This window comes from Streptomyces sp. NPDC002476, assembly GCF_042889785.1.
Classification (GTDB): Bacteria; Actinomycetota; Actinomycetes; order Streptomycetales; family Streptomycetaceae; genus Streptomyces.
The window spans coordinates 190752-214450 of sequence record NZ_JBIARH010000008.1; the positions used below are offsets into that span (position 1 = coordinate 190752).

Annotated in this window: 22 protein-coding genes and 4 pseudogenes; 11 read left to right on the top strand and 15 right to left on the bottom strand. The window is 68.4% G+C overall.

Going from position 1 to position 23699, the window contains the following annotated elements; translation table 11 throughout:
* Window positions 1–23 precede the first annotated feature (23 nt).
* Window positions 24–683 carry an HAD family hydrolase gene (locus ACFYXM_RS12755; protein WP_389289022.1) on the top strand — a complete coding sequence of 220 codons (660 nt, stop codon included), beginning with the start codon at window positions 24–26 and terminating at the stop codon, window positions 681–683.
* A 62-nt stretch (window positions 684–745) separates the two neighbouring features.
* Here the strand turns inward: ACFYXM_RS12755 and ACFYXM_RS12760 are convergent, their stop codons facing one another.
* Both ACFYXM_RS12760 and ACFYXM_RS12765 read right to left on the bottom strand, forming a co-directional pair.
* Entirely contained in the window at window positions 746–1381 is a 636-nt protein-coding gene (locus ACFYXM_RS12760) for a response regulator (RefSeq protein ID WP_389289023.1), read from the bottom strand.
* On the bottom strand, window positions 1378–2604 hold the full coding sequence (locus ACFYXM_RS12765; protein WP_389289024.1) for a sensor histidine kinase: 1227 nt from the start codon (window positions 2602–2604) through the stop codon (window positions 1378–1380). Before ACFYXM_RS12765 ends, ACFYXM_RS12760 begins: the two co-directional genes overlap by 4 nt.
* 169 nt (window positions 2605–2773) lie before the next feature.
* Between ACFYXM_RS12765 and ACFYXM_RS12770 the strand changes: the two genes are divergently transcribed.
* From ACFYXM_RS12770 to ACFYXM_RS12785, 4 genes and pseudogenes are all read left to right on the top strand, one after another.
* The gene (locus tag ACFYXM_RS12770) at window positions 2774–3862 is read left to right on the top strand and encodes an ABC transporter permease (RefSeq protein ID WP_389289025.1); all 1089 of its coding nucleotides are present in this window, start codon (window positions 2774–2776) and stop codon (window positions 3860–3862) included.
* Complete coding sequence (locus ACFYXM_RS12775; protein ID WP_389289026.1) at window positions 3859–4581, top strand: ABC transporter ATP-binding protein; 723 nt, start codon at window positions 3859–3861, stop codon at window positions 4579–4581. Before ACFYXM_RS12770 ends, ACFYXM_RS12775 begins: the two co-directional genes overlap by 4 nt.
* A gap of 21 nt (window positions 4582–4602) precedes the next feature.
* Window positions 4603–4720: pseudogene (locus ACFYXM_RS12780) on the top strand (IS6 family transposase); the annotation flags it as partial.
* 533 nt (window positions 4721–5253) lie between these two features.
* Window positions 5254–6537: a hypothetical protein gene (locus ACFYXM_RS12785; protein ID WP_389289027.1), complete on the top strand. Its 1284-nt coding sequence runs from the start codon at window positions 5254–5256 to the stop codon at window positions 6535–6537.
* Here ACFYXM_RS12785 and ACFYXM_RS12790 read toward each other — a convergent pair.
* Both ACFYXM_RS12790 and ACFYXM_RS12795 read right to left on the bottom strand, forming a co-directional pair.
* Entirely contained in the window at window positions 6521–8281 is a 1761-nt protein-coding gene (locus tag ACFYXM_RS12790) for an asparagine synthase-related protein (protein ID WP_389289028.1), read from the bottom strand. The genes ACFYXM_RS12785 and ACFYXM_RS12790 overlap by 17 nt on opposite strands.
* A 61-nt stretch (window positions 8282–8342) precedes the next feature.
* Window positions 8343–8966, bottom strand: a complete 624-nt coding sequence (locus tag ACFYXM_RS12795; protein ID WP_389289029.1) for a lasso peptide biosynthesis B2 protein — start codon at window positions 8964–8966, stop codon at window positions 8343–8345.
* A gap of 70 nt (window positions 8967–9036) precedes the next feature.
* On the opposite strand from ACFYXM_RS12795, the gene ACFYXM_RS12800 reads away from it, so the two are divergent.
* Window positions 9037–9270, top strand: coding sequence for a hypothetical protein (locus ACFYXM_RS12800; protein ID WP_389289030.1), 234 nt, complete (start codon window positions 9037–9039; stop codon window positions 9268–9270).
* Here the strand turns inward: ACFYXM_RS12800 and ACFYXM_RS12805 are convergent.
* From ACFYXM_RS12805 to ACFYXM_RS12830, 6 genes and pseudogenes are all read right to left on the bottom strand, one after another.
* Complete coding sequence (locus tag ACFYXM_RS12805; protein WP_389289031.1) at window positions 9257–10183, bottom strand: M12 family metallopeptidase; 927 nt, start codon at window positions 10181–10183, stop codon at window positions 9257–9259. The two genes, ACFYXM_RS12800 and ACFYXM_RS12805, sit on opposite strands and share 14 nt — an antisense overlap.
* A 1058-nt stretch (window positions 10184–11241) precedes the next feature.
* Window positions 11242–11364: pseudogene (locus ACFYXM_RS12810) on the bottom strand (endonuclease/exonuclease/phosphatase family protein); the annotation flags it as partial.
* 272 nt (window positions 11365–11636) lie between these two features.
* On the bottom strand, window positions 11637–12917 hold the full coding sequence (locus tag ACFYXM_RS12815) for a glycosyltransferase family 39 protein (protein WP_389289032.1): 1281 nt from the start codon (window positions 12915–12917) through the stop codon (window positions 11637–11639).
* Entirely contained in the window at window positions 12914–14104 is a 1191-nt protein-coding gene (locus ACFYXM_RS12820; RefSeq protein ID WP_389289106.1) for a glycosyltransferase, read from the bottom strand. Before ACFYXM_RS12820 ends, ACFYXM_RS12815 begins: the two co-directional genes overlap by 4 nt.
* 109 nt (window positions 14105–14213) lie before the next feature.
* Window positions 14214–14708: a hypothetical protein gene (locus ACFYXM_RS12825; RefSeq protein ID WP_389289033.1), complete on the bottom strand. Its 495-nt coding sequence runs from the start codon at window positions 14706–14708 to the stop codon at window positions 14214–14216.
* 11 nt (window positions 14709–14719) lie between these two features.
* Window positions 14720–15226, bottom strand: a complete 507-nt coding sequence (locus ACFYXM_RS12830) for a SigE family RNA polymerase sigma factor (RefSeq protein ID WP_389289034.1) — start codon at window positions 15224–15226, stop codon at window positions 14720–14722.
* Between the two features lie 667 nt (window positions 15227–15893).
* Here ACFYXM_RS12830 and ACFYXM_RS12835 point away from each other — a divergent pair.
* On the top strand, window positions 15894–16016 hold the full coding sequence (locus ACFYXM_RS12835; RefSeq protein ID WP_389289035.1) for a hypothetical protein: 123 nt from the start codon (window positions 15894–15896) through the stop codon (window positions 16014–16016).
* A 42-nt stretch (window positions 16017–16058) separates the two neighbouring features.
* Here ACFYXM_RS12835 and ACFYXM_RS12840 read toward each other — a convergent pair.
* Window positions 16059–16280: pseudogene (locus tag ACFYXM_RS12840) on the bottom strand (IS6 family transposase); the annotation flags it as partial.
* A 248-nt stretch (window positions 16281–16528) separates the two neighbouring features.
* Between ACFYXM_RS12840 and ACFYXM_RS12845 the strand changes: the two are divergent.
* From ACFYXM_RS12845 to ACFYXM_RS12855, 3 genes are all read left to right on the top strand, one after another.
* A complete protein-coding gene (locus ACFYXM_RS12845; protein ID WP_389289036.1) occupies window positions 16529–16936 on the top strand; it encodes a VOC family protein in 408 nt (135 codons plus the stop codon).
* 252 nt (window positions 16937–17188) lie between these two features.
* Window positions 17189–17845, top strand: a complete 657-nt coding sequence (locus ACFYXM_RS12850; RefSeq protein ID WP_389289037.1) for a CatB-related O-acetyltransferase — start codon at window positions 17189–17191, stop codon at window positions 17843–17845.
* Complete coding sequence (locus ACFYXM_RS12855) at window positions 17842–18750, top strand: virginiamycin B lyase (protein WP_389289038.1); 909 nt, start codon at window positions 17842–17844, stop codon at window positions 18748–18750. The genes ACFYXM_RS12850 and ACFYXM_RS12855 overlap by 4 nt, the downstream gene beginning before the upstream one ends.
* 221 nt (window positions 18751–18971) lie before the next feature.
* Here the strand turns inward: ACFYXM_RS12855 and ACFYXM_RS12860 are convergent.
* From ACFYXM_RS12860 to ACFYXM_RS12875, 4 genes and pseudogenes are all read right to left on the bottom strand, one after another.
* Window positions 18972–19574: pseudogene (locus ACFYXM_RS12860) on the bottom strand (tyrosine-type recombinase/integrase); the annotation flags it as partial.
* A 314-nt stretch (window positions 19575–19888) separates the two neighbouring features.
* Window positions 19889–20470, bottom strand: coding sequence for a DUF5707 domain-containing protein (locus ACFYXM_RS12865; protein ID WP_389289039.1), 582 nt, complete (start codon window positions 20468–20470; stop codon window positions 19889–19891).
* Between the two features lie 150 nt (window positions 20471–20620).
* The gene (locus ACFYXM_RS12870) at window positions 20621–20890 is read right to left on the bottom strand and encodes a hypothetical protein (protein WP_389289040.1); all 270 of its coding nucleotides are present in this window, start codon (window positions 20888–20890) and stop codon (window positions 20621–20623) included.
* A 282-nt stretch (window positions 20891–21172) separates the two neighbouring features.
* Window positions 21173–21889 carry a TetR/AcrR family transcriptional regulator C-terminal domain-containing protein gene (locus tag ACFYXM_RS12875; RefSeq protein WP_389289107.1) on the bottom strand — a complete coding sequence of 239 codons (717 nt, stop codon included), beginning with the start codon at window positions 21887–21889 and terminating at the stop codon, window positions 21173–21175.
* Between the two features lie 172 nt (window positions 21890–22061).
* Here ACFYXM_RS12875 and ACFYXM_RS12880 point away from each other — a divergent pair, with 172 nt between their 5' ends.
* Window positions 22062–23690 carry a CocE/NonD family hydrolase gene (locus ACFYXM_RS12880; protein ID WP_389289041.1) on the top strand — a complete coding sequence of 543 codons (1629 nt, stop codon included), beginning with the start codon at window positions 22062–22064 and terminating at the stop codon, window positions 23688–23690.
* Window positions 23691–23699 lie beyond the last annotated feature (9 nt).

The following is a 23699-nucleotide window of genomic DNA, read 5'->3' on the forward strand; positions in this document are numbered from 1 at the left end:
GAACCCATTCTCAGGGAGCCTCCGTGCACACCGAACTCCAGGCGGTCCTCTTCGACATGGACGGCACACTCGTCGACACCGAGCGGCTCTGGCGGCAAGCGGTCGAGGAGGAGGCCCTCGGGCTGGGACTGGTCCTCGCGGACGCGGACCTCCCGTTCGTCCTCGGCCGCGCGATCGAGGACAGCGCCGCCCACCTCGCCTCCCGCGCGGTCGGCCGGGCCGGGGAGGCGTGGCTCGCCGCGTCCCTCGAACGACGCTTCACGCAGCTCGTACGCGAGCAGGTCGTCCCCCTGCCGGGGGCCGTGGAACTCCTCGCGGCGGTCCACACCGCGGGCGTGGCCACGGCCCTGGTCTCGGCCTCGCCCCGGCCGGTCGTGGACATCGTCCTCGACGTCCTCGGGCGGCACCGGTTCACCACTTCCTTCGCCGCGGGGGAGACCCCGCGCACCAAGCCGTTCCCCGACCCCTACCGGGCGGCTCTGGCCGCCCTCGGCGCCACCCCCACCGCATGCGTCGCCGTGGAGGACACCCCGACCGGCGTCGCCTCCGCGGAGGCGGCCGACTGCACGGTCCTGGCCGTGCCCTCGCTCACCCCCATCCCCGCAGCACCGCGCCGGACTGTCGCCCACAGCCTGCAGGACGTGGACCTCGGCCTGCTCCGACGACTCGTCGCCGAGTCATGAGGTCGTCGAACCTGCGACGAGGATCACTCGTCGCCCGACGGCGCAGCTCGCAGCCGGTTCGGTCAGCGGCGGATGAGGCCGAGGTCGGTGGCGGTCGCCACGGCGGCGGTGCGGGAGTCGACGCCGAGTTTGGTGTAGACGCGGGCCAGATGGGACTTGACGGTTCCCTCGGTGAGGTGGAGCCGTTGGCCGATCGCCTGGTTGGACAGGCCCTCGGCGACCAGCGCGAGGACCTCGGTCTCGCGCCGGGTCAGGGCGGCGGCCGGGGCACGGAGCCGGTTCATGAGGCGGTCGGCGACCGCGGGGGCCAGCGTGGTGCGCCCAGCGGCGGCGGTGCGTACGGCAGCGGCCAGGTCTTCGGGCGGGGCGTCCTTGAGGAGATAGCCGGTGGCGCCGGCCTCGATGGCGGGCAGGGTGTCGGCATCGGAGTCATAGGTGGTGACGATCACGACGCGGGGGGCGCCCGGCCGTGCGGTGATCCGGGCGGTGGCCTCGGCGCCGCCCATGCCCTTGCCGAACTGCAGGTCCATCAGGACGACATCGATGTCTCCTTCGGCGGCGCGGGTGATGGCGTCCTGGGCGGTGGCCGCCTCGGCCACCACCGTGAGGCCGGGTTCGGTCTCCAGCACCGCGCGGAGCCCGGCGCGCACCACCGGGTGGTCGTCGGCCAGGAGCAGGCGGATGGGGGTGTCGGTCACGGGCGGGCCTCGGGTTCGCTGTCGGCGGGTGGGGCGAGGGGGAGCTGGGCAGCCAGGGCGGTGCCCTGGCCGGGGGCGGATTCGACGGTGAGGGTGCCGTCGAGGGCGCGCATACGGGCGCGCATCGCGGCGAGTCCGAAGCCGCCGCCGTCCTGTGCGGGGGCCGGTGGCCGATCGGGGTCGAATCCGGAACCGTCGTCGACGATGTCCACGGCGACGTGGTCGCCGAGGTAGCTGAGGGTGACCTCGGCGGTGCTGGCGTGGGCGTGGCGGACGGTATTGGCCAGGGCGGACTGGGTGATCCGCAGCAGCGCGACCTCGTAGGCGGTGGGCAGCGTCACGGGAGTGCCGGTGAGGTGGAAGCGGGCGGTGATCCGATGGCGCGCGGAGGTGGTGGCGCACAGGCGTTCCAGGGCGCCGGCCAGGCTGGTGTCCTCCAGGGCGGGCGGGGTGAGGGCGGCGACGAAGCGGCGTGCCTCGGCGAGGTTGTCCACGGCGGCCTGGCGGGCCTGGCCGACGTAACGGGTGGCGGCCTCGGGTTTTGCGGGCAGGGCGCGTTCGGCGGCGCGCAGCAGCAACTGAATGCTGGAGAGCCCCTGGGCGAGGGTGTCATGGATCTCGCGGGCCAGGCGTTCGCGTTCGGCGAGCACTCCGGCGGTGTGCTGGGCCTGGGCCAGGTCGGCGCGGGTGGCGGTGAGTTCCTCGATCAGCCTGCGGCGCTGTTCGCTCTCGCGGTACAGGGCCTGGTATCCCCACACCACCGCTACGGCCACGGCGGCACCCAGGGCCGGGCCGATCGCCATGGCGACACTGAAGGAGTGCTGGTGGGCGGCGAAGCCGGTGATCGCCGCGAGTGCGGTCGCCGTGACCGCGGCCAGGCCCGCCCAGCGCGACAGCAGGTGGAGCTGGAGGAAGTACAGAGGGAAAGCGACCCATACGCCGTCGGCGGACAGGGCCAGCAGCAGCAGCCAGCCGACGCCCGTGCACGCCAGCCACACCGCCGCGGCACGGCGTGAGGCGTGCACCCGGGGCAGCAGCGGCCCGGCCGCATACACCAGGCCGCATGCCGCGGCAGCCGCGGTGGTCATCCCGGCGTGTGGCAGGCCGTCGGCCACGGCCCGGCCGGCGGCCAGGGCGAGCAGGCCGAAAAACAGCAGGTGCAGGCACCAGGCCAGCACCCGGCTGGTCGGGGTCAGGGCGGAAACGGGGGCGGAGACGGTCACAGTGTGTACAGCCTACGAAAACAGACCCCGAGACGGCCTCCATCGAAAGTTGCAACCGGTGTGCTGTCCTTCGATCCGCGAAGTGCCGCCTGACGCCAGATGCCCGGACAAGGGGGCAGCCGCGATCGTGGAGACATACCGATTCCACGTTGAAGGGGCAGACCAAGCCGTGTTCGTCGCCTGGAGAGACCTGAAGTTCGCCAAGGGGCGGTTCGCCTTGATGGGGACCGTCATCGTGCTGATTACTCTGCTGGTCGGGCTGCTGTCCGGGCTGACGGCCGGACTGGGCCAGCAGAACATCTCCGCGATCACCGGACTGCCCGCCGACAAGATCGCCTTCCAGGCCCCCGCCGACGGGGAGGACCTCTCTTACTCCAACTCTGCCGTCACCGCCGAACAGTGGCAGCGGTGGTCCAAGGCGCCTGGCGTCGAAAGCGCCGAACCGCTGGGTATCACCACCACCAAGGCCACCGCCGGGGAGAGGAGCACCGGGGTCTCCGCCTTCGGCGTGACGCCCGGCTCCCACCTGGCACCGGACAGGGACAAGATCGACGACCGGTCGGTGGTGCTGTCCACCGCGGCCGCCGACGACCTCGGTCTTGCCCCCGGGGACTCCTTCACCGTGGCCGGGCAGCGGCTGACGGCGGCCGCCGTGCGGGGCGATGCGTCCTTCAGCCACACCCCGGTGATCTGGACCAGCCTGAACACCTGGCAGAAGATCGCGCCGCCCGCCGACAACGGCGACCGTCCGACCGCTACCGTGATCGCGCTGAACACCACCTCCGGGGTGGATGTGGCGGCCACCGACAAGCAGGCCGGCACCAAGACCGTCTCCACCGACGACTCGCTGTCCGCGATCGGGTCCTACACGTCCGAAAACGGCTCCCTGCAGATGATGCGCGGCTTCCTGTTCGCCATCTCCGCACTGGTCATCGGCGCCTTCTTCACCGTGTGGACCATCCAGCGCAGCGGCGACATCGCCGTCCTGAAGGCACTGGGGGCCTCCACCGCCACCCTCCTCAAGGACGCCCTCGGCCAGGCCGTCGTCCTCCTCGTCGGCGGCACCCTGGTCGGTACCGGCATCGCCGCCGCCGTCGGCGCCCTCGTCGTCGGCAGCGCGGTGCCGTTCCTTCTCACCCCCGCCACCGTTCTCGTCCCCGCCGCCGTGATGATCCTTCTCGGTGTCCTCGGGGCGGCCCTGTCCGTTCGCCGCATCACTTCCGTCGACCCGCTGACCGCCCTGGGGAGCGCCCGATGAGCCTGAACCTGACCGATATCACCCTCACCTACCCCGACGGCGACACCCGCCTTACCGCCCTCGACAAGGTCGCCCTGGACGTGCCCAAGGGCAGCCTCACCGCCGTGGTCGGCCCCTCCGGCTCCGGAAAGTCCAGTCTTCTGGCCGTCGCCGCCACCCTGATCACCCCCGACGTCGGCACGGTCACCATCGACGGAACCTCCACCACCGGCATGAGCCGCGGTGAGCTCACCGACCTGCGCCGTCGAAAGATCGGCATCGTCTTCCAGCAGCCCAACCTGCTGCCCTCCCTCACCGCCGCCGAACAGCTCCAGGTCATGGCCCAACTCGACGGCCGCAGCCCCGCCAGTGCCCGCACCCGCGCCCTCGAACTCCTCGACGCGGTCGGCCTGGCCGACCAGGCCCGGCGCCGTCCCCACCAGCTGTCCGGCGGCCAGCGCCAACGCGTCAATATCGCCCGCGCCCTGATGAACGACCCCACCGTCCTCCTGGTCGACGAACCCACCAGCGCCCTCGACCACGAACGCGGCGCCGCCGTCCTCGACCTGATCACCCGCCTCACCCACCAGCAGGCCACCGCCACCGTACTGGTCACCCACGACCGCACCCACCTCACCGCCGTCGACCAGATCGCTGAAGTCCACGACGGACGCCTCCGCCCCATGGCTCTCACCGGCACTGTCACGTTGGCGGATGGCGTGGGAGGATCCTCGGGCTGATCACGGTGGAGGGGATCGTCGGTGGGGAGCGCGTCGCCGTCGTACACGGGGCCGGTACCCGGTCGAGGTGATCTCCCACTGCGTGTGGCTGAATTTCCGCTTCCCGCTGAGCTTCCGTGAGGTGGAGGAGCTGATGCTCCTCGCGCGCCTGTTCATCACTCTCGTCATCCAGGGCGTCCACGACACGACGCACCGGCTTCGCCGGTCCCACTGGAGACGCTGCCACTGGGCTCGTTCTCAGCTCAGCCACTATCACCGCCAAGCCGCTGCCCCAGCGTGATCACGATCTACCGCTGGGGCAGCCGCTGTTCCAGCGTGATCACGGTCCACCGCTGGGGTATTGGGCCATCCGGAGGCATCCGGATGGTGAACCGACGGACTACCGCGGACGATGGTGCTCGAACCACCTGGCAGCGCCAGGTTTCCCCGGGTCCGCTGCGGGGTCGGAAATCCGCGACGCACCGTGAGGTACGTGCCGCAGGAATTTGGCAGGGATTTGTCGGAGGGCGCTTGACCTGTTCAGTGCCCCAGTAACGGTCGAAGGAGACACCCCGTGGGTCCTCTCGGCGTACGCCGGTGCCGACCGGCGGGACCTTTCCCGGTCGCCTTCAGGCGCGACTCCGGTCGCCGTCGGCGCAGCCGAGGCATGGTGTGCGGCCTCAGGGTGATCACGTGAAAATCCCCTCCAAGTCGGTCACCACCACCCGCCTGCGGGCGCAACGGAACATGGTGAAGAACAGACGCTCGCGGGTCTCCATGGTGGTGATCCTGCTGGTCCTCCTCGTGACGACTGTGGTGCTGGGCCGGTTCGGCATTGAAAACTTCAGCGGGGCCCTGACCTTCCCCGGTCGCATCACCGGTGCCGTCCTCATCCTGGTCGCCCTCACCACGTTGCTGGGCGCTGCTGCGGTTATGGACCACTGGGTCTGGCACAGCTTCCCCTACTCCGGACTGGTGGCGCTGATCGGCGCGTTGGCTGCGTTGTTGACCAACATTCTGCTCCTGGCCGACGTACTGAAGAACGGCGATTCCGTGGCCTACCCGGTGCTGATCGGCGCGCTCACGGCAGGCTCGGCATGGGCTGTCTTCGCGGTGTGGCGGACATCGGTCGTCATCCCCGCTCCGAAGCGGGTGGCTGCGGCACTGATCGTCTCTTCCGTTATCGCGATGGCCAACTTCGGCTACCAGAACCTCTACCTGCCGTCTCAGCACGCGGTCAGGCCTGTCATCAGGTTGACCGTGGGAAAACCTGTGACGAGTCAGGACCACAAGGCATTCTCAATTCCTGTCGACATCACGCTTGAAAACCGCAAAAATGCGAATTTCTACGTGCTCGGAACGGAATTCCACGCCATGGCGACGCGGGTGCCGCTCAGCCCGAAGGACCGGCTCCGCCGGCAGTGGCGAACTGACGCCGAGAAGTGGACCAGGTACCAGGAGATCAACCCGCTCTCCCGCAGGGAGATCAACCAACCCGGAGAGCTGATTGAGGCGCAACCGTGGCTGCCCATCGGACAGTGGATCGAGGCGAACGACACCTTCGCCACCCGGATGGTCGTGCAACTTCCCATGGACACGCCATACGACCAGGTGGCGTTCTACGCCAGCGCAAGTCTCGCCCGCAAGGACCGCGTCATCCTGAAGCAAATCGATTTCCAGGGGTATTCCTGGAGTGGCGGCGAGGTGCCCTCATGGATGAATACGAAGGAGTTCGACTCCCTCATCTATCGCGGCAGGTTGCACGAAAACAATGCGATCGACGAGCACACGAGGGTTCCTCGCTTCGTAACTGTCTATTGGACCTTCGGCGCGCAGGGCGCGGGCATCCGGGAAACCATCACGCGCCAAGGGAAAGAAGATCGCGCCCAGACAGAATTGGTGAGCCGGTATGGTCTTGTCGACGTCCTGACGGGCCCGATCAAGCGAACCCTGTGGGACATCAAGAGTCGGCGATGACCGGCACGGCTGCGCCGAGTGCGGGGGGACGGTGGTCCAGTCGCTCCAGCCACACCACCAAGGCGAGCGAGCTGTTGAGACGATCCCAGGAGTATGAGTCCCCCAGGCCGAGTTGAGCCTCCCTCACCGCCTGGCACAGCGCGTCGATGGCGAACATCTCCGCAATCAGGGGATGCCTGGCGGAGCGGCAGAGGTCGATGAGTTCGTTGCCGTGTGTCCGCAGGCCGCGGGCGTAGAGGTCGTTGAAGGGGATCTTGACAGCCCGGCCGCGGATGCCGGGCGGGAGCAGATCTGCCATGGCCTCGCGCAGAACCGCCTTCGGGCGGCCCGGATGGAACGTCGCTTCGGTGGGGAGGCGGCGCATCGTGGCGATGACCTCCGGGTCGAGGAACGGGTGCGAGAGGAAGAATCCGTCCTGTGGCGCGCGGCTCCAGGACAGGGAGTCGGGAGCGGCAATGTAATTGGCCGCGTCGTAGCGGGACTGTTCCGGCTTGCGCCCGAACACGAAGCGGCTCTCCGCGACGCTGGCCTCGCGGTAGCCGTGAGCCCGCGCGAATTCGGACCGCAGCCATGGGGGGCGGGCGAAGTTGCCGAGGCCGCCGAGCACCGTGCCGCGGTGGCGGATGAGCGCTGTGACCCGTTCGGCAGCCAACGGAAGAGCCGGCTGCACTACGTATGTGGAGACGACGTCCCACAAGCCCCGCTCACTGCCCACGGCCCAGGCGCGTGCGTCCTTCGCCATCTGCCGGAGTTGTGCTGTACGGGCCAGCCTATGCAGGTGAAGCGGGTTGGCATCCACGATCGGATCGGCTCCGCAGCCGGTCAGGAGGGTGTCACAGCCCAGATCCGCCGCAGCGCCGTGCAGCCTGCTCCAGAACGGTGCGCGGAAGGCGTGCGCGTGAGGCTCGTCCGCGTCCCCCGCGTGGTGCTGGAAGTCGTCGAAGTCGGCTACATCGTCGGCATCGACGATCACCGGACGGGCTGCCGGTGCGTGACGGCGGATCGCTTCCACCGCCTCGTGGAGGTACGACTGCTCCCCGCCCAGCTCTCCCCTGCTGAAGCGTCCGGCGAGAAGAACGAGTTCCCCCAGGTGGCCCTGGCCCGCAGCCAGCAGACGTGCTGCGAGCAACGCGATGCTGGTGGAGTCCGTGCCGCCGGAGACGTGGCATGCGGTCACCCTGCCCACACGGCACCGGACAGCGCTCTCCAGTACGAGGCGCAGATTCCTCGCCGCCCCGCTGAGGTGTTGTCCGTCTGCTGCTGGTACCGATGGGTCGTGGGCCCGACGGAGTCGGCGCACCACCCGACCGTGCATCTCTCCGCTGATCGACAGTTCCACCACCTCGCCGCCAAGAACACGGTGCACCGCGGCGAACGGGGTGAGATCCGAGTGCGGTTGCGCCATGTTCCCGGTCAGGTAGCGGCAAAAGTAGCGACGTTCCAGCTCTGCGATGCCGCCCAGGCAGCGCGCCGAGGTGCTCACCGCGGTCACACGGCCACCGGACTCCCTGAAGAACAGAGGGATACGTGCCTGCTCGTCCCGCACGAGCAGGACCCGGTCGCGGCACACCAGGACGGCCGCGTAGTCGCCGGTCGGCAGACGCGGTACGGCTCCCGGTTGGCCGAAGTCCTTGAGAAGGCCGCGTGCGCCCGCCACACGGTCACGGACTGAGCCGACCCAGCCAACGACCGCCGCGGTGCCGGCATACGAGGAGACGGTCGTCACGAGTCCCTGCCGCGCCATGGCCTCGGCTGTCCAAAGCCTAGGTGTGCCCCCGGCCCATGCGAGGCGGAGCGCTTCCATGTCAACGTCTCCCGCAGCCGATCGAGAGAACCGGCGTGAAGGCGTGCCCTCGTGGATCGGAGTCAGGGATGCACAGGCCGGCCGAAGACGTCCAGGCGTGCAAGGCGAACGGGTGCTCGCGCAGACCGATGTGAAGCGTGGCCTCCAGGCCGCGCCGCCGCAGCAGGACAAAGGCCGTTACGGCCTCGGCCTTGCAGTCGTCGTTGACGAACCAGCTTCTGCGGCCGTGTGATTGCACTGCTCGCTTCAGCCGCGCGACATCCTCGGCCGAGGACGGGTCCGCACGAGTGTAATCGGGGGCTGCCAAGGACAGGAGCCTAAGGACGCGCCCGAATCCCATGGTCCGGATCAGCAGGTGCACTCCACGCAACCAGAGCCCGGTCTCGACGTGCGAATGCCTCTTCTGGCGGGCCCTCGCACACCCGGCGCGAATGAGACTCGTGACGAGCTCCGCGCGCCCCTCAGGGCTTCCGTCAGCGAACTTCTGGACGTCTGCCGTCGCCATTCCGAGAAAGCGCGTCCGTCTCCAGTCCGCAATCAACGCTCCGCCGGACGTCCTGACGACATGGCAATGCGGTGACAGGATCCGCGCCATGACCACCAGGGCATCGCTGTCCTCTGCCACCGCACATCCTCCAAGCTCGGCCTGTCGACAGCGCCTTTGCGGCGGGCGGGCGGTGTCAGGACTGGTATCCGTGACCGTCGTAGAGGCCGCCGCTGAAGCCCCGGATGAGTCGGCCGTTTCCGAGGAAGACAAGCCCATGCGGCCTACGGCGCCGCAGCAGTCGGAAAAACATCGCTACCTCCTGAATTCAGGCAACGCCGGTCAATTCAAGGCTACTCTGCTCCGGGTGGCCCGCAACCGGACTGCCGGGTGCCGCGACGCGCAGCACGAGTGGTTCGACCGGCCGATGGTCACCAGTACATGACCGACGCGTTCCCCGAACCCCACGTGGAGTACATCCGGACGCGGAGGACATACCGGCGCCCCTTGAGGAGTTTGACCTCGAAGCGGCCATTGCGGTCCTCGCCGCTGTCGTCCTCACCCGTGACGTAGCGCAGGTTCTCACCTTCGGTTTCTTCGAAGAGAACCATCTTCACATCGGTGTTCCCGAAGGTGCCGAACTGATACTTCTGGCTGTTCTCCGGGATAACCTCGTAGTTGGCCTGCTCTCCTGATGCGAGGCCGAGGACCGCCGACTGGAATGGCTTCAACTCGTCCATGTGAGGAGCCAGCGATGGATACCACATGCGCACGTATTCCTTGTCCGGATCGGACAATTTGAGGGGGGAAGGAATGCCGTTCTGGTATGCCTCCGGCCGCTTGATCAGACCGGGCCCGAACCCGTATTCCATGATTGACGTCACGTCCCACTGCGAACCGGTCACCTGGTCCGTGGGAAGTTTGCGGATGACGTTGTCGTAGGTCGTCTGCCGTGGCCAGAAATTGGGTGGGCCGGCCATGTATGCGTAGACCTTCTCCTCGTCCCACTCGATGCCGGCGAACGGATTCTGGTGCTCATGACAGAAACCGATCGAGTGCCCTATCTCGTGCCGGACCGTGGCCTTGCCGTAGGGCGAGGTCGGATCCCATCCGAAGTTCATCGTGGCTTGTTCGGCACTGATGCCGAGACAGTCCGTTCCGACGTACGACCAGGATCCGTCATCGGCAAAGGTGATCCGGATCTCCGATTCCGCAGAGTTGTCCTCGGGGCGAAAATGCAATCCGATGCCAAGGCTCTCCCACTCCTCGAAACCGTTATGAACCTCGGTCAACCACGCCTTTGCCACACCGTCGTCGGCGCCGTCGAGGAAGCTGTACCGCAACTGGGTGCCGTTCACCCACTTCGCATGATTGGCCAGTATCGCCCTGGTCCGTGGAAGACTGAGACCCGGGGGCAGTGCCGGTATTCTCTGCGGAGGCTGGGCGCAGTAGCGCTGAGTGTCCTTTTCATGTTGAGCAACCATGGCGATGCTCCTTCCTGCTCGTGGTGGGGGCTCAAACCCGGTGCCTCCTGGAGCAGTTCGGCGGCTGGCTCGAAGCTCTGGAGCGGTGCCGGGACACCCTTCGGTTGATTGCTGGACATAACAAAACACCCATTGCTTCCCGGGACAGGCATGCCGGGGCCGGGCGTCATCGACCGCTGAAAGGTCATTCCTGGCGTAGGGTCTTGGAACGATCGACGGTTGATCGCAGCTGTGCGCTGGCTCGAACAACGCGGGCTCGAACAACGCGGGCTCGAACACGCCCGCCGACTACATCGCTACCGCCCGCCTCGCCCTGGCTCAACCACCCAAGTCCTGGGGCTGTCCCGTAATCCGTGGTGGACCAGCGCGCGGCGTCGGATGTGGTGCATCGCAAGGCGGAGGGGCGTCCGCGTACTGGCTGTATGCGGAGGTTCCGACAACGCGGCGAGGTGCCGCAGCTGTCGTCGCGCGCCCGCCAGGGATTACGGGACAGCCCTTGGGGCATTTCGCTGCGCCGTCGACCCGGTATCGCCCAAAGGTGCGATGGATCTCCTGATTCCAGGGTGCATCCATCTTTCGGAAGTTTCCACTCGCCGATCCAGTTCCACCAGGAGGAATATCGCTACCGCAACATCGTCGAACGCCGCTTCAGGGGACTTCACCGGCGTCGGGAGCTGGTCCGATCCGGGCCTCGGACTCCGCACGGACTCCGGCTTCGTGAAGCAATGCAGCGCTGCCTTCGAGGCGGTGCGGGAACAGGCGACACCGCATGACCAGTACAACCTCTAAAACTGACAGGACTGCCCCACCACCATGCCCGTCTCCCCGTCGTCCTCCGCTCAGACTGCCCGTGAAGGCGTGGCCCGGCAGCTCCGTGAGCGCCGCCGAGCGGGCCATGACCTGGTTGCCCCGGGCCCAGCAGGATCACCGTTCTCAAGCCTCTCGGCGGCGATGGCCCGGCCCAGCAGGACGGCGCTCTCGTCGCGCCAGGAGGATGCGAGGCCGCTCGCCCGGACGCGGATCGAGGGCAGGTGCGCAGCATACGCCGCGACCTCGCTGCCGGCTGCTGCCCTGTCAGGCCCGCGTCGGCTCGGAGGTTGCGCAGGCGAACCGTCACGCGGTCCCGCGCCTCCTGAACGCGGGCTGAGCTTTCTACGCGTGCACCGCCGTCATGATGCGGCCGTGCCGCACGGGAGATGGAATACGAGTGAAGCCTCGCAGGGGTGCGGCACCCGACCGAGGTGATCACGGTGTGCCGGACTCGAGGTTGATTGCTTGGCGGTGAGCAGGGTCGTGGTCATCGGGCATCCATTTCTGGGGCCATCGGTCACGGGACGCCGAGTTCGAAAAGGCCGTAGCCCGCGTATGAGCCGGAAGCCAGGGCCGCGATGCCGAGGAGCATGAGCTGGTGGGTCGGGCTGAGGCGGCGCAGGGCGAGGGCGAGCGGAAGAAAGAGCGGGAAGAGGGGGAGCAGATAGCGGGAGACGTTGCCGAATATCTGCTGGCTGCCAAGGACGAGGACAAGGGTGAGGACGGTGTAGACGATCAGGACGGCTGGGGGACGCAGTCGGATCAGCAGCGAAAGCAGTGCGATCGCGAGCAGGACGACACCGACGCCGATCAGGTCCGCGAAGGGCCAGGCGAAGAGATAGTCGGCTTGGCCCACTGGGACGGATGTGAGGACATCGAGGGTGTGTCGGCCGTAGTCCCACTCGTGGGCCCAGGCACCGGACTGAAGTCTGAAGTAGCCGCTGTAGTCCCCCATTTGGTGACCCACCCAGCCGAGATAGGCGAGGAGGCCGAGCGGGGCGACGGCCATCGCGGCCACCGGACGAAGGATGCCGTCCCGGCGACGGTGGAGCGCGAGCAGGGCCGCGACGCCGACGGCGGCGATCAGTGCCACGGCGGTGGGCCGGTTGAGCCCTGCCACGCAGGTGAGGAGACCGGCGGTGAGCCAGCGGCGGCTCAGGACGGCATGGCAGGCCCAGACGGCCAGGGCCACGTAGAGGGAGTCGGAGTAGACCGCCCACTCCACGCCGGAACCGGGCCAGACGGCCCAGAGTCCGGCCGCTGCCAGCCCGGCCCGTCTGCCGCCGAGGCGTTCGGTGATGGCGTAGATGCCCAGGGCGGCGGCCAAGGAGGCGACGATGGAGACCAGCAGGCCGGCGCCGTACGGACCGAGGCCGGTGAGCTCGGAGACCAGCCGCATCAGCGCCGGGTAGAGCGGGAAGAACGCCGCCGAGTTTCCTTCGAGGGTGATCGGGCCGGTGGCGCCGGGGATCGGGACCAGCTGAGGGTCGTAGCCGTGCGCGGCGATCTGCTGGTACCACCAGCCGTCCCAGCTGGCCAGGACGTCCCACGGGTGGGCGCCGCCGCCGAAGCGCGGATTCTTCGTGCGGTAGTCCCCGGCGGAGTGCAGCAGCCACATGAAGGAGGCGAAGCCGATGAACTTGAGCGTGCCGTAGACGGCCAGTACGGGGCCGTAGTGCTCGGCTGTGTGGCGCAGCCGGCGCCGACGATCGGGGCCCGTGGTGGCGGGCTGCTCAGACAGCCTCGCGTTCCAGCTCAGGGTGCCGGTCTCGGTCTTACGGGCGGCGGTCTTGATCATGCGCGGAACACCCACGCTCGGAAGAGCAGGAACCGCAGCAGCATGGCGGCCAGGTTGGCGGCGAGGAGTACGGCGAGTTCGGTGGCCTGCCCGGCCGAGGGCATCGCGTGGTGCAAGGCGGCGAGCGATCCGCCGGTGATCGCCAGGCCGATCAGGAGAACGAACAGGCCCCTGCCCTGGTGGCGCAGCACACCGTCGCGGCCACGGAGGCCGAAGGTGAGCCGCCTGTTCACGGCCGTGTTGGCGACGGTGCAGACCAGCAGCGCGAGTGCGTTGGCGGCCTGGGATCCGGCCACTGGGCGCAGCGCCGTGTAGAGGAGCAGGTATACGAGGGTGCTGACGGCTCCTACGGCGGCGAAGCACACGAGTTGGGTGGCGAGCCCGCCCGGTGCGGCGGCGCCACCGTCGCGGAGCGACCCGCCCGGCGGCAGCGTGCCCCGCGCCAGTGCCCTGGCGATCCTGGCGATGCCGCGCAGGTCGGCCAGTGCCGTGGCGAGGATGTCGACCCGGGTGTCGGGATCGTCCACCCAGTCGACCGGCACCTCATGGATGCGTAGCCCGGCACGTTCGGCGATCACCAGCAGTTCAGTGTCGAAGAACCACTCCGAGTCCTGTATGAGGGGCAGCAGTCGCTCGGCCACATCACGCCGCACCGCCTTGAATCCGCACTGCGCGTCGGAGAAGCCCACGGCGAGGACGGAGCGCAGGAGGGCGTTGTAGCAACGAGAGGTGATCTCTCGTTTGGGGCCGCGTACCACCCGGGAACCGGGAGCCAGGCGGGTGCCGATGGCGATATCGGAGTGGCCGGAGAGCAGCGGGGCCACGAGCGGCAGCAACGCCGTCAGTTCCGTGGACAGGTCCACGTCCATGTACGCGAGTACGGGGGCCGGCGACAGCGACCAGGCGGTACGCAGCGCCCGGCCGCGCCCCTTCTCGGCCAGCCGAAGCCACTGTGCTTCGGGCAGTTCGTCTGCCAGCCGAGCGGCAATCCGCGGGGTGCTGTCCGTGCTGGCGTTGTCGGCGATGGTGATACGGAACGGGTAGGGGAAGGTCTCGCACAGGTGTGCGTGGAGCCGCCGCACGCTCGGCTCCACATCTCTCTCCTCGTTGAACACGGGGATGACCACGTCCAGGACGGGCTCCGGGTGGTGTGTTGCCACCGATGCGCGGTGCGGCAGTCGGCTCAGGTCCTTCAGGGCAAGTGAACCTTGTTTTCTCACGTTTTCTCCTTTTTGTGACTTGGCGCGGGGCAGGCCGAAGACACTCGGGGCGGCGGTGTGTTACGGGGTTACGGGGTTACGGGGTGACGAGCGAGGACGAGGTGGTCAACGGCTGGTTCCGCGCGGTCGCCATGCCCGAAGGCGGGGCCGAGGTCGAGGGCGGCGACGCGCCCTCCGTGCTTCCCGGCGGAGTTTCGGTGGCCGTGGCCGTACTCCCGGTCGTGGCCGGCGGCGCGATTGTGGCGGTCCCGTCCGGGGGCGCGGGGGCGGTGGAGGTGCCCGAGGAGGGGGATGCGCTCGGGGACACGTCGGGTATCGCGGGCGGGCTCGTCGCGGGCTGTGGGCCGGGGTGGCTGGGATCGACCCGGGCCGCATGGCCGGGCAGCAGGGACAGCCCGACACTGAGGCCGACGACGGCCAGGACGGAGCCGACTGCCCTGCGCGCGGCCCGTCTCCGATGGCGGACACGCACCCCTGCCCAGATACGTTCCCGGTGCTTCGGCTCGAACGGTGCGGGCGCCGCCTCGGTGTCGCGCATCATCTGCGCCAGCTGCCGCTCGAAGTGATCCATGGGGTTCTCCTTCACCGCACCGGCTCGTTCACATTGCCCAGGAGCTGCCTCAGCCGGGCCACTCCGCGTGCGGCATGGGACCGAGCCGTGCCCACCGGGCACCCGAGCACCTCCGCCACCTGCCCCTCGGGCAGGTCCTGGTAGTAGCGCAGCACCACCGCTACCCTCTGCTTCGGCGACAACTGGGCCAGCGCGGCCTCCAGCCGGGAACGCTCCACCACGTCCGCGGACACATCACCGACAACAGCCGTCTCGGGGAGCTGTTCGACGGGGCGTTCACCCCACCAACGCCGCTGTCCCGAGCGTGCCGCCGCACGCATCATCACCTTGCGGACGTACGGCTCCGGTGCCTCATCCGCGACCTTGGGCCAGACGAACCAGAGCTTGACCAAGGACTCCTGCAACAAGTCCTCGGCCCGATGCCGATCGCCTCCGACGAGCAGACGGGCCAGGTGGACCAGCACCGACCATCGGGCAGCCACGAACTCGTCGAACGCACGGGCTCGACTCTGCTCCATCCGCACTGTCCTTGTTCTCGCCGGTCGCCTACACCCTGTAGAAGGCACTGGCACGCGGCCCACGATGCACCTGCGGACCATGATCTGGATCACAGGGCATATCGACGACAAGCCCCTTCGGTCGCAGGGGGCCCGTATCTCCAGGTGGGAGGACGGCGCGGTCGTCCATGGGCGAGGTCCTTGGGGCAGTGTTGGGCGGCTTTGGTCCAGTTGTCGGAGAGCTGCGGATTGAATCCGCAGAGGCGCTCCAGCGGTGGGCCATCTGCGAGCAGGGCATCTGTTGCGGCGATGTCGCCGACCCGTTCTCCTGCTCCTGCTCCCGGGCGTCTCTGTGGGGGTGGGTCCGCGGCACCACTGCGGCATCAGGGTCGGCGCCGCCGTCCGCTCCGTACTCCGCTCGTCACCGGCGGGCACACGGAACCGCCGCGAGGCTCCGGAAGCCGGCCGACGGCACCGGGGCGCCGCGTCACCGAACCGGCCTGGCGGCAATTTCTCGGAGTGGGACGGCTGACGCACCGTCCGCCCGCTGCCGACAGGCTGGAAAGGCAGGCTGTCCGAGTAGGAGGTCGCGCGCATAGGTGAAGTTCCACCTCTGATCTGGACAGCCTGATACTGGGATTTGTAGGTCCCGGAGGAAGCAGTCCAGGTAGTGAGCAAGAAGAGCAATATGAGCAAGCGGTACACGGCCGAGTTCAAGCGGGACGCGATCGCGCTGATCCATTCCTCCGGGCGGACGGTGACCGAGGTGACCCGGGGGCGTTGTCACGTTGTTGGGTGCGTGGGTGTCTGACGGCGTGTTCGGGTGCGGTTTCCCCTGCGGCGGGATCCCGGGTCAGGCCGCGGCTGGCCGGCTGATGTTCTCGGTGATCCGGTCCCAGATGGTGAAGCGGATGGTCATCTCCAAGCGGTGTTCGGCGGCGGTCATCAGGTGTCGGCGGGGCCGGAAATGGGGTGAGATGCCGCTGAACGCGGACAGGAACCTTTGGGCTCCACCGACGCTGCGGAAGCCCTTCATCGCTCGTTCGCGCCGGCGGGTGGGCTGGTGGCTGTTCTCCTGCCCAAAGGCAGCGGGCGGTCGCGCCGGTACTGCGTCTCGGCCTGCCGTACAAGGGCCTGACGGGTGACGCGGGCCCGCTGGGCGGCGATCGACGCCAGCAGTGAGGCGATGCGGACTTCCTCGGATGACGCCTCGACAGCGTGAGCGTTGCTGTTTAGGATCACGGGCACGGCATCGCGTGTCGGTCACCGGCTGGGTGAGGCATGGAGGTGCCCGTGAGATTGCCTTGCGGAGGCATTCCACACATGTCAGTTGAGTTGAATCACAGCATCATCCATGCCCGGGACAACCGGGAGTCGGCCGAGTTTCTGGCGCACATCCTGGGGCTTGAGGTCGGGATCAAGTGGGGCCCCTTCATTCCCGTGGCCACCGGCAACGGGGTCACCCTGGACTTCGCCGCCATCCCGCCGGCGGAGTCGATCGTCATGCAGCACTACGCGTTCCTCGTCTCCGACGAGGAGTTCGACGCTGCCTTCGCGCGAATCCAGCAGGCCGGGATCACGTACTACGCCGATCCGCATCTGAAGCAGCCTGGAGAGATCAACCACCACCACGGTGGGCGTGGTCTGTACTTCATGGATCCGGCCGGGCACGGCATGGAGATCATCACACGGCCCTATGGCAGCCACCAGGATCAGCCGACGGCATCCTGAGGCAGTGGCAGGCCAGGGTATTCCCTGGCCTGCACTCCGTGGCGGGGTTCAACTGCCGTGCGAGCGCCTCTTCCAGGTCACCGACTCCAACGGGCCTGATCGTCCAGTTCGTCGAGTGAGTCACTCCGTCCGCCCCCGAGAACGCCTGAGGTCCCGCCGCGTCAGGCCACATCCGAGCCATGCCCCGGCAACGCCCGGCTCCCGACCGCGTGCGACATCAGTATCCCGCAACCCCCGCAAAGGACTCCGGCCTTGTCACCTGACCCGACCACCGTTCACCCGCTGCCCGCCCACGACCGCGTGGTGTTCCTCAACCCGCTGGTCACCTCACCAAACATCGCCGTGGGCGAGTACACCTACTACGACGACCCGGACGGCGCCACGGACTTCGAGCACCGCAACGTCCTCTACGCCTACGGGCCGGAGCGTCTCATCATCGGCAAGTACTGCGCGATCGCCTCAGGGACCACATTCCTGATGGCCGGTGCCGAGCATCCGGCGATGGGGGTGTCCACATACCCGTTCACCATGTTCGGCAGCCGGTGGGCCGAGCAGACTCTGGACATCGTCACAGCCATGCCCAGCCGCGGCGACACGGTCGTCGGCAACGACGTCTGGTTCGGCTACCGGGCAACCGTCATGCCCGGCGTACGGATCGGCGACGGCGCCATCATCGCGGCCGGCGCCATGGTCACCGCCGACGTGCCGCCCTACACGATCGTCGGCGGCAACCCGGCCAGACCGATCCGGCAACGGTTCGACGACGCCGGCATCGAGCGGCTGCAGCGCGCCGCGTGGTGGGACTGGCCCGCCGACCTCGTCACCGAACACGCCCGCACCATCATGGCCGGAACCCCGGCCGACATCGAACGCATCGCCACCGAGCACGGATTGGGGAAGCCCCTTTGAGTCATTCGCCCCAGGTATCCATCGAAGAGCACGCGGTGGCCGACAGTACGGCCGGACCCTACGCCCTCACCACGGGACCGGACGGCGCGCTGTGGTTCACCCTCGTCCACAGCGGCCGGATCGGTCGGCTCGTCCCCGGCGAGAAGCCCACGAGCCACCGGCTCGACCCCGACTGCGGGCCGACCGTCATCACCCCCGGCCCCGACGGCGCCCTGTGGTTCACCCAGTACCGGGCGGACCGGATCGGGCGGATCACCACCGATGGTGTCATCGACGAATTCGGCATTCCCACCCCTGGCTGCGGGCCGTTCGGCATCGCGGCGGGACCCGACGGTGCGCTGTGGTTCACCGAGACCGCCGCCGACCGCATCGGCCGTATCACCGTCACCGGCCACATCACCGAGTTCCCGCTGCCCGTCACCGGCGCGTTTCCCTCAGCGATCACCGCCGGTGACGACGGCGGTATGTGGTTCGCCCTCAACCAGGCCAACGCCATCGGGCGGATCGACATGGACGGTGCGGTCACCCTCCATCCCCTGCCGACGGAGGCGGCAGCGCCGGTCGGGATCGCCGCAGGCCGCGACGGAGCGCTGTGGTTCGTCGAGATCGCCGCCGGGCAGATCGGACGGATCACTCCCGACGGGCAGATCACCGAGTTCCCGCTGCCCGACCGCACCGCCCGACCGCACGCCGTCACCGTCGACGGCGGCGGCACCGCATGGTTCACCGAATGGGGTGGCAACCGCGTCGGCACGATCACCCCCGACGGTTCCCTCGCCGTCCACGACCTGCCCACCCCTCACTCCGAACCACACGGCATCACCCCCGGCCCCGACGGAGCCCTGTGGACCGCACTGGAGATCGGCGCACTCGCCCGCATCGCCCCAGCAGACAGCACCACCTGACCAGGCTGCCCACTCACACCCCGGCATTGTTCACGAGTCGCTCATGAGCAATGCCACACACCCCATCAGTCCCCTCGATCGAGGTCACACCACTCCGTCCCAAGACGAAACCCGACGTCACCACCAACGACACTGGGCCGAACGGGTGCGAGGGATGCTCAACGCTCCGAGATCATCCCGTGGCGGGTTTCTGGTGCATCTGGGGCACACCCCAGCAGGGCTCAGCGGCGCGCGTCGCCAGGCGCGAGCAGGCTCGTCAGCTCCGAGATCGCCTCAGGGGACGGCTTGAAGTAGCGGCGGACGTTCTCCGGCTTCTTGTGCCGGGACTTCGCCATCAGCATCAGCAGGGAGGCGCCCTGCTCGCCGAGGTGGGTCAGGGCGGAATGGCGGTACTCGTGCAGGTCCCAGCCGGTGCCCGGCCCGCGTACGGCGGTGTGCTCGTCCAGCAGCGCGCGGGCCTGGCCGTAGGAGAGGCGGGCCAGGCCGGTGTCCGGGCACACGTCGTGCGGGCTGGCGACCTTCCCCGGGCCGGGGCGGCGGTGGGTGACGAACACCGGGCCCCTGGTACGGCCTTTGAGCAGTCGGGGCAGGAGCCGGGCGGTGTCGGCGTCCCAGTAGACGGTCTCCAGGACGAAGTCCTCGCGGGCCTGGCCCCGGCGGCGGGCCTTGCTCCGGGCGCCCTTGGCCTTGACCGGGCAGCGGCGCGTGGCGAGGTCCAGGTCCTCGATGTTCACGCCGAGGATCTCCTCCGCGCGGGCGGCGGTCTCGTAGAGCATCCGCCACAGCGTCTTCTCCCGCAGGTGGACCTCGCGCCGGGCGATGACGGCCTCGGTACTGGTGGGCTCGCGTATTCAACCGTCGCCGATTCACCATGGAATCCACCCTGTTAATGACCGTGTGTGGTCGCCGGAGGCATGCTGGTTCCGGGCTCCACCGAACTCTGGTGCGAAGCGGGATGTGAGGACGCGGCGCGCGGTGGCAGACAGGGGTGGCGACGGAGGCGGATGTCCCAGGGCCTGCTTTCGGATTGCTGCGGTGCGGCTGGCAGTCTTGGGGGACGCCGAGATCGTCGATCAACTTGGAGAGCGCGAAGGGATGCAGCGGCTGACCGGCCCGCCGACCGGGAAACAGCCAGGGCTCAAGAAGGCTCAGACCGAAGGGTCTCCGGCCTGAGCCTTCTGCGCTTGCTGGAGGATAGATGACCCTCCACCGGTTCCGGCGAGGCGTTGACCGTCAGCCTGGAGTTGCGCAGGACCTTCGCCTTCGCGGCGGAATCCTTGGTGATGTAGTCACCGTCGTTGGCCAGGGCGTGGGCTCTCACGGTCCAGGTCCCGGCCGTCGTGTTGTCCTGGACGTGGATGCGCGGGTTGATTTTCAGCGTGTAGGTGCAGGTGGTCGTGGTGAAGCTCTGGCGCACGCACTTGCCCGCAATGTTGTCGGGCATCACGAGACCGTAATAGTCGCCGTTCGGGAGGGGCGTGTGCCACATGACCGGGAAGGTTCTTCCGACCTCGATGCCCGAGTCGTCCGTGGCGGTCACCGCGATGGTGAACGTCTTCACGTCCGTGGTCCCCAGGACGATGTCCTTCCCTCCGTTGCCGACCACCTTCGTGATCCTGATGTCGCCCGAGAAGTCATCCGCCTGGGCGGCCGCCGGAATCGTGAGCGCGGACAGGGCGAGGGCCCCAGCGAAGCCCACCACGGTGGTGCGGTGATGCATGAAGGTGTTTCCCCCATGTTCCAGCGCCTCAGGAACGTCCCGAGGCGGAGCTGACAACGCCCACCCAGTACGCGGGTGGCATAGACATGACCGCCAGGTCGCAGGGATGGTTGCCCATCGATCACACGGCTGCCAGGGCGAGCGCGGGGCTCACGCCATCTTCCGGCCTCGGTTTACTGGTGGGCTCTCGTATTCAACTGCCGTCGGTTCCCTGAGGAATCCAGCCCGCTGGTGACCGGCTGTGATCACCAGCGGCGTATCGGCTCCAGGTCCCACCGGTTTCCCGTAGGAGGCGGCTGGTCGTCTTGTCGTGGGGAAGTCCGGCACCGTGCGCTCGTTGTGGCTGTCGATGTAGGTGAGCGGGGAGCGTTCGGCCGACCACTCCAGAACCTCGTCGGGGATGTTCTCGTTGGACAGCACCTGGTCGAAGATCCGCTGGGTCTACTCGCTCAGCCGGGCGTTCTGGGTGGCGCCCAGCAGCAGCGCTGCGACGGACGGCTGGTCCTCAGCGGCGGCCTCCGTATCCGAGTTCCTGCGCCAGCCCGAAGTAGTCTTCGCGACGCGGGCCTACCTGCACTGTCCCGGCCTCGTGAGGGTCGCCCGCGCACCCACACTTGGTACTCCGCGACCTGGACGTCGTCGTCCTCGGTGTTGCGGTATGTGGGCAGGCCCACCTCGTGCGCGGTGAAAGGCGGTGCGGGATCAGTCGGTGTCGAGGCCGTCGATCAGGCGGTTGAGGAACCGGGTGAAGGTGGCTTCGGGGGTGAGGGGGCGTCCGGGGGCGGAGAGGGCTTCGGCGAGTTCCGGGTGGTGGCCGTCCGCGGCAACAGTGGCGAGGTAGCGGGCTTCGGCTGTGGCTCGGTCGGGGGACTGCGCGGCTGCGGCCTGCGCGATTTCGTGGGCGACGTGCCCGGCCACGAATGCTGTGAGTTGGGCGAAGATCTCCAGCTTCGCCGTACCGTCCAGTCCAGTGGGCCGCAGGGCGGCGAGCGCGTGTTCCAGGAAGGCCAGGGTGTTGGGTCCGGGGATGCGTCGGGTGGACAGGGCGGCGGGCAGCCAGGGGTGTCGCAGCATGTGGGTGCGCTGGAGGTGGGCGATGGCCTTCAGGTCGGCGCGCCAGTCGCCGGTGGGCGTGTTCGTGGTCGGCAGTTCGCCGCTGACGTGGTCGACCATCAGGTTCAGCAGCGTCTCTTTGTCGGGGGCGTAGCTGTAGAGCGACATGACGCCGGCTCCGACCTGTGCGGCGACTTTCCGCATGGTGACCGCTTCGAGCCCCTCGGTGTCCGCCAAGGCAACGGCCGCCGCGGTGATCGCCTCCCGGCTGTAGGCAGGCTTGCGACCTCTGCGCGGCTGGCCAGAGGTCAGCCAGAGCTGTTCAGGGTCGACGCCTGGGGCGCCGGCCCCTCCGTCACGGGGCATGGCCATGCTCCTTCCTTGATCGGCGGCCCTTGCGGGCCTCAGTCAAGCATCCCCTATTCTCGTACATCGTACGGAAATCGAGGAGGGAACGATGACGTCACGCACGCACGGTTCTGCGTCGAGGCCGACCTGGGCACCGCCTTCCGGTAAGCCGCCACTGGCCTCACGGATAATGAGGGCGACCTGGCGCGGCCTCCCGGCCAAACAGCACGATGTCGGGTGGGAGCCGGGGCTGGTGGTGCCGGCCGCCGACGGCAGCCCGCTGATCACGGACCACTACTTTCCGCGCGCCGAGGGCGACTTCCCCACCCTCCTGGTGCGCTCGCCGTACGGCAGGGGCCTGCCGTGGTCCCCCATGTACGGCCTGCTCTTCGCTGAACAGGGCTTTCACGTGGTCCTGCAGAGCTGCCGCGGCACCGGCGGTTCTGGGGGCGCGTTCGACCTGTGGCGCAATGAGGCCGCCGACGGCCAGGCCACGGTGTCCTGGCTGCGCGAGCAGCCCTGGTTCAACGGCACACTGGGCACCGTCGGCCCCAGTTATCTGGGCTACGTGCAATGGGCCCTCGCCGTGGACCCGCCGCCAGAACTGAAAGCAATGGTGGTGCAGGTGGGCCTGCACGATCCCCACGCCCTGTTCCACGCACACGATGCGCTACGCCTGGAGACGGCACTCGCCGTCGGCGTAGGTATGACCTACCAGCACCAGGGCATGGCACCGTTCCTGAGGGCGACACTGCGCCTGCAACGACGCCTGCGTGATGTCACCACCGCGCAGCCGCTGCGCGGGGCGTACGCGTCGGCCCTCGGGGGCGAAGTGCCCTGGCTGGACGACGTGATGACACACCCGGACGCCAAGGGCGCGTACTGGCGCGGCGCGTCCCTGGCGCAGGTGGCGGAGCGGCTCAGCGTGCCCACGAGTCTGATCACCGGATGGCACGATGCGCTGGTCGACCAGACCTTCGAGCAGTACACCCGGCTACGTCAGGCCGGATGCGAGACCGCCCTGCTTGTCGGCCCCTGGACCCACACCTCCGCCCTGCAACAGGGATGGCCCGAGGTGTTCGCCGAGAGCCTCACCTGGCTGCGCGCTCACCTGTACGCCGACCCCTCCGGCCTGCGTCCCACCAGGGTGCGCGTGCACATCGGCGGCGAAAACGCCTGGCGGGACCTCGACGACTGGCCGCCGACCACGGCCGTGGGCTCCTGGTTTCCCACCGTGCAGGGGCATCTCACCCGGCAGGCTCCCACGGACTCCGCACCACTGGCGTCGTTCCGCTACGACCCGGGCGACCCCACCCCGTCTCTCGGCGGCCCTCTGCTCTCCCGTACCGCCGGTCCTCGCGACAACAGCAGCCTGGAGGCTCGGGAAGACGTCCTGACGTTCACCGGCCCCCCGCTGACCGAGCCCGTGGACATCCTCGGGCCGGTCTCGGCGCGGTTGAGTATCTCCACGGACACCGGTCATGCCGACGTCTTTACCCGCCTGTGCGACGTGGACCCACAAGGCCGCTCCGTCAACATCTGTGACGGGCTGGGCCGACTGCGGACGGACGGGCAGGAGCCGTCGCAGATCATCGTGCCGATGAGCTCAACCGCCCACAGATTTGCCGTCGGTCATCGCATACGCTGGCAGATCAGCGGAGGCGCCCATCCACGCTACGCCCGCAATCCCGGCAACGGGGAGTCGCCGGTGGACGCCACCACCTTCATACCGGTGCGCATCACGCTCCACACCGACTCGGCGCTGATGCTTGCGATGCTCGCCCACAGTTCCGGGCTCAGCCCTGCGGTGAACGGCTGACCAGCCGGA

Excerpts from the sequence above, each read along its gene's own strand:
- ACFYXM_RS12825 (WP_389289033.1), bottom strand. The coding sequence starts at position 14,708 with ATGGATCACTTCGAGCGGCAGCTGGCGCAGATGATGCGCGACACCGAG.
- ACFYXM_RS12875 (WP_389289107.1), bottom strand. The coding sequence starts at position 21,889 with ATGCCCCGTGACGGAGGGGCCGGCGCCCCAGGCGTCGACCCTGAACAG.
- ACFYXM_RS12845 (WP_389289036.1), top strand. The coding sequence starts at position 16,529 with ATGTCAGTTGAGTTGAATCACAGCATCATCCATGCCCGGGACAACCGG.
- ACFYXM_RS12880 (WP_389289041.1), top strand. The coding sequence starts at position 22,062 with ATGAGGGCGACCTGGCGCGGCCTCCCGGCCAAACAGCACGATGTCGGG.
- ACFYXM_RS12830 (WP_389289034.1), bottom strand. The coding sequence starts at position 15,226 with ATGGAGCAGAGTCGAGCCCGTGCGTTCGACGAGTTCGTGGCTGCCCGA.
- ACFYXM_RS12835 (WP_389289035.1), top strand. The coding sequence starts at position 15,894 with ATGAGCAAGCGGTACACGGCCGAGTTCAAGCGGGACGCGATCGCGCTG.
- ACFYXM_RS12790 (WP_389289028.1), bottom strand. The coding sequence starts at position 8,281 with ATGGCGCGGCAGGGACTCGTGACGACCGTCTCCTCGTATGCCGGCACC.
- ACFYXM_RS12865 (WP_389289039.1), bottom strand. The coding sequence starts at position 20,470 with ATGCATCACCGCACCACCGTGGTGGGCTTCGCTGGGGCCCTCGCCCTG.
- ACFYXM_RS12775 (WP_389289026.1), top strand. The coding sequence starts at position 3,859 with ATGAGCCTGAACCTGACCGATATCACCCTCACCTACCCCGACGGCGAC.
- ACFYXM_RS12815 (WP_389289032.1), bottom strand. The coding sequence starts at position 12,917 with ATGATCAAGACCGCCGCCCGTAAGACCGAGACCGGCACCCTGAGCTGG.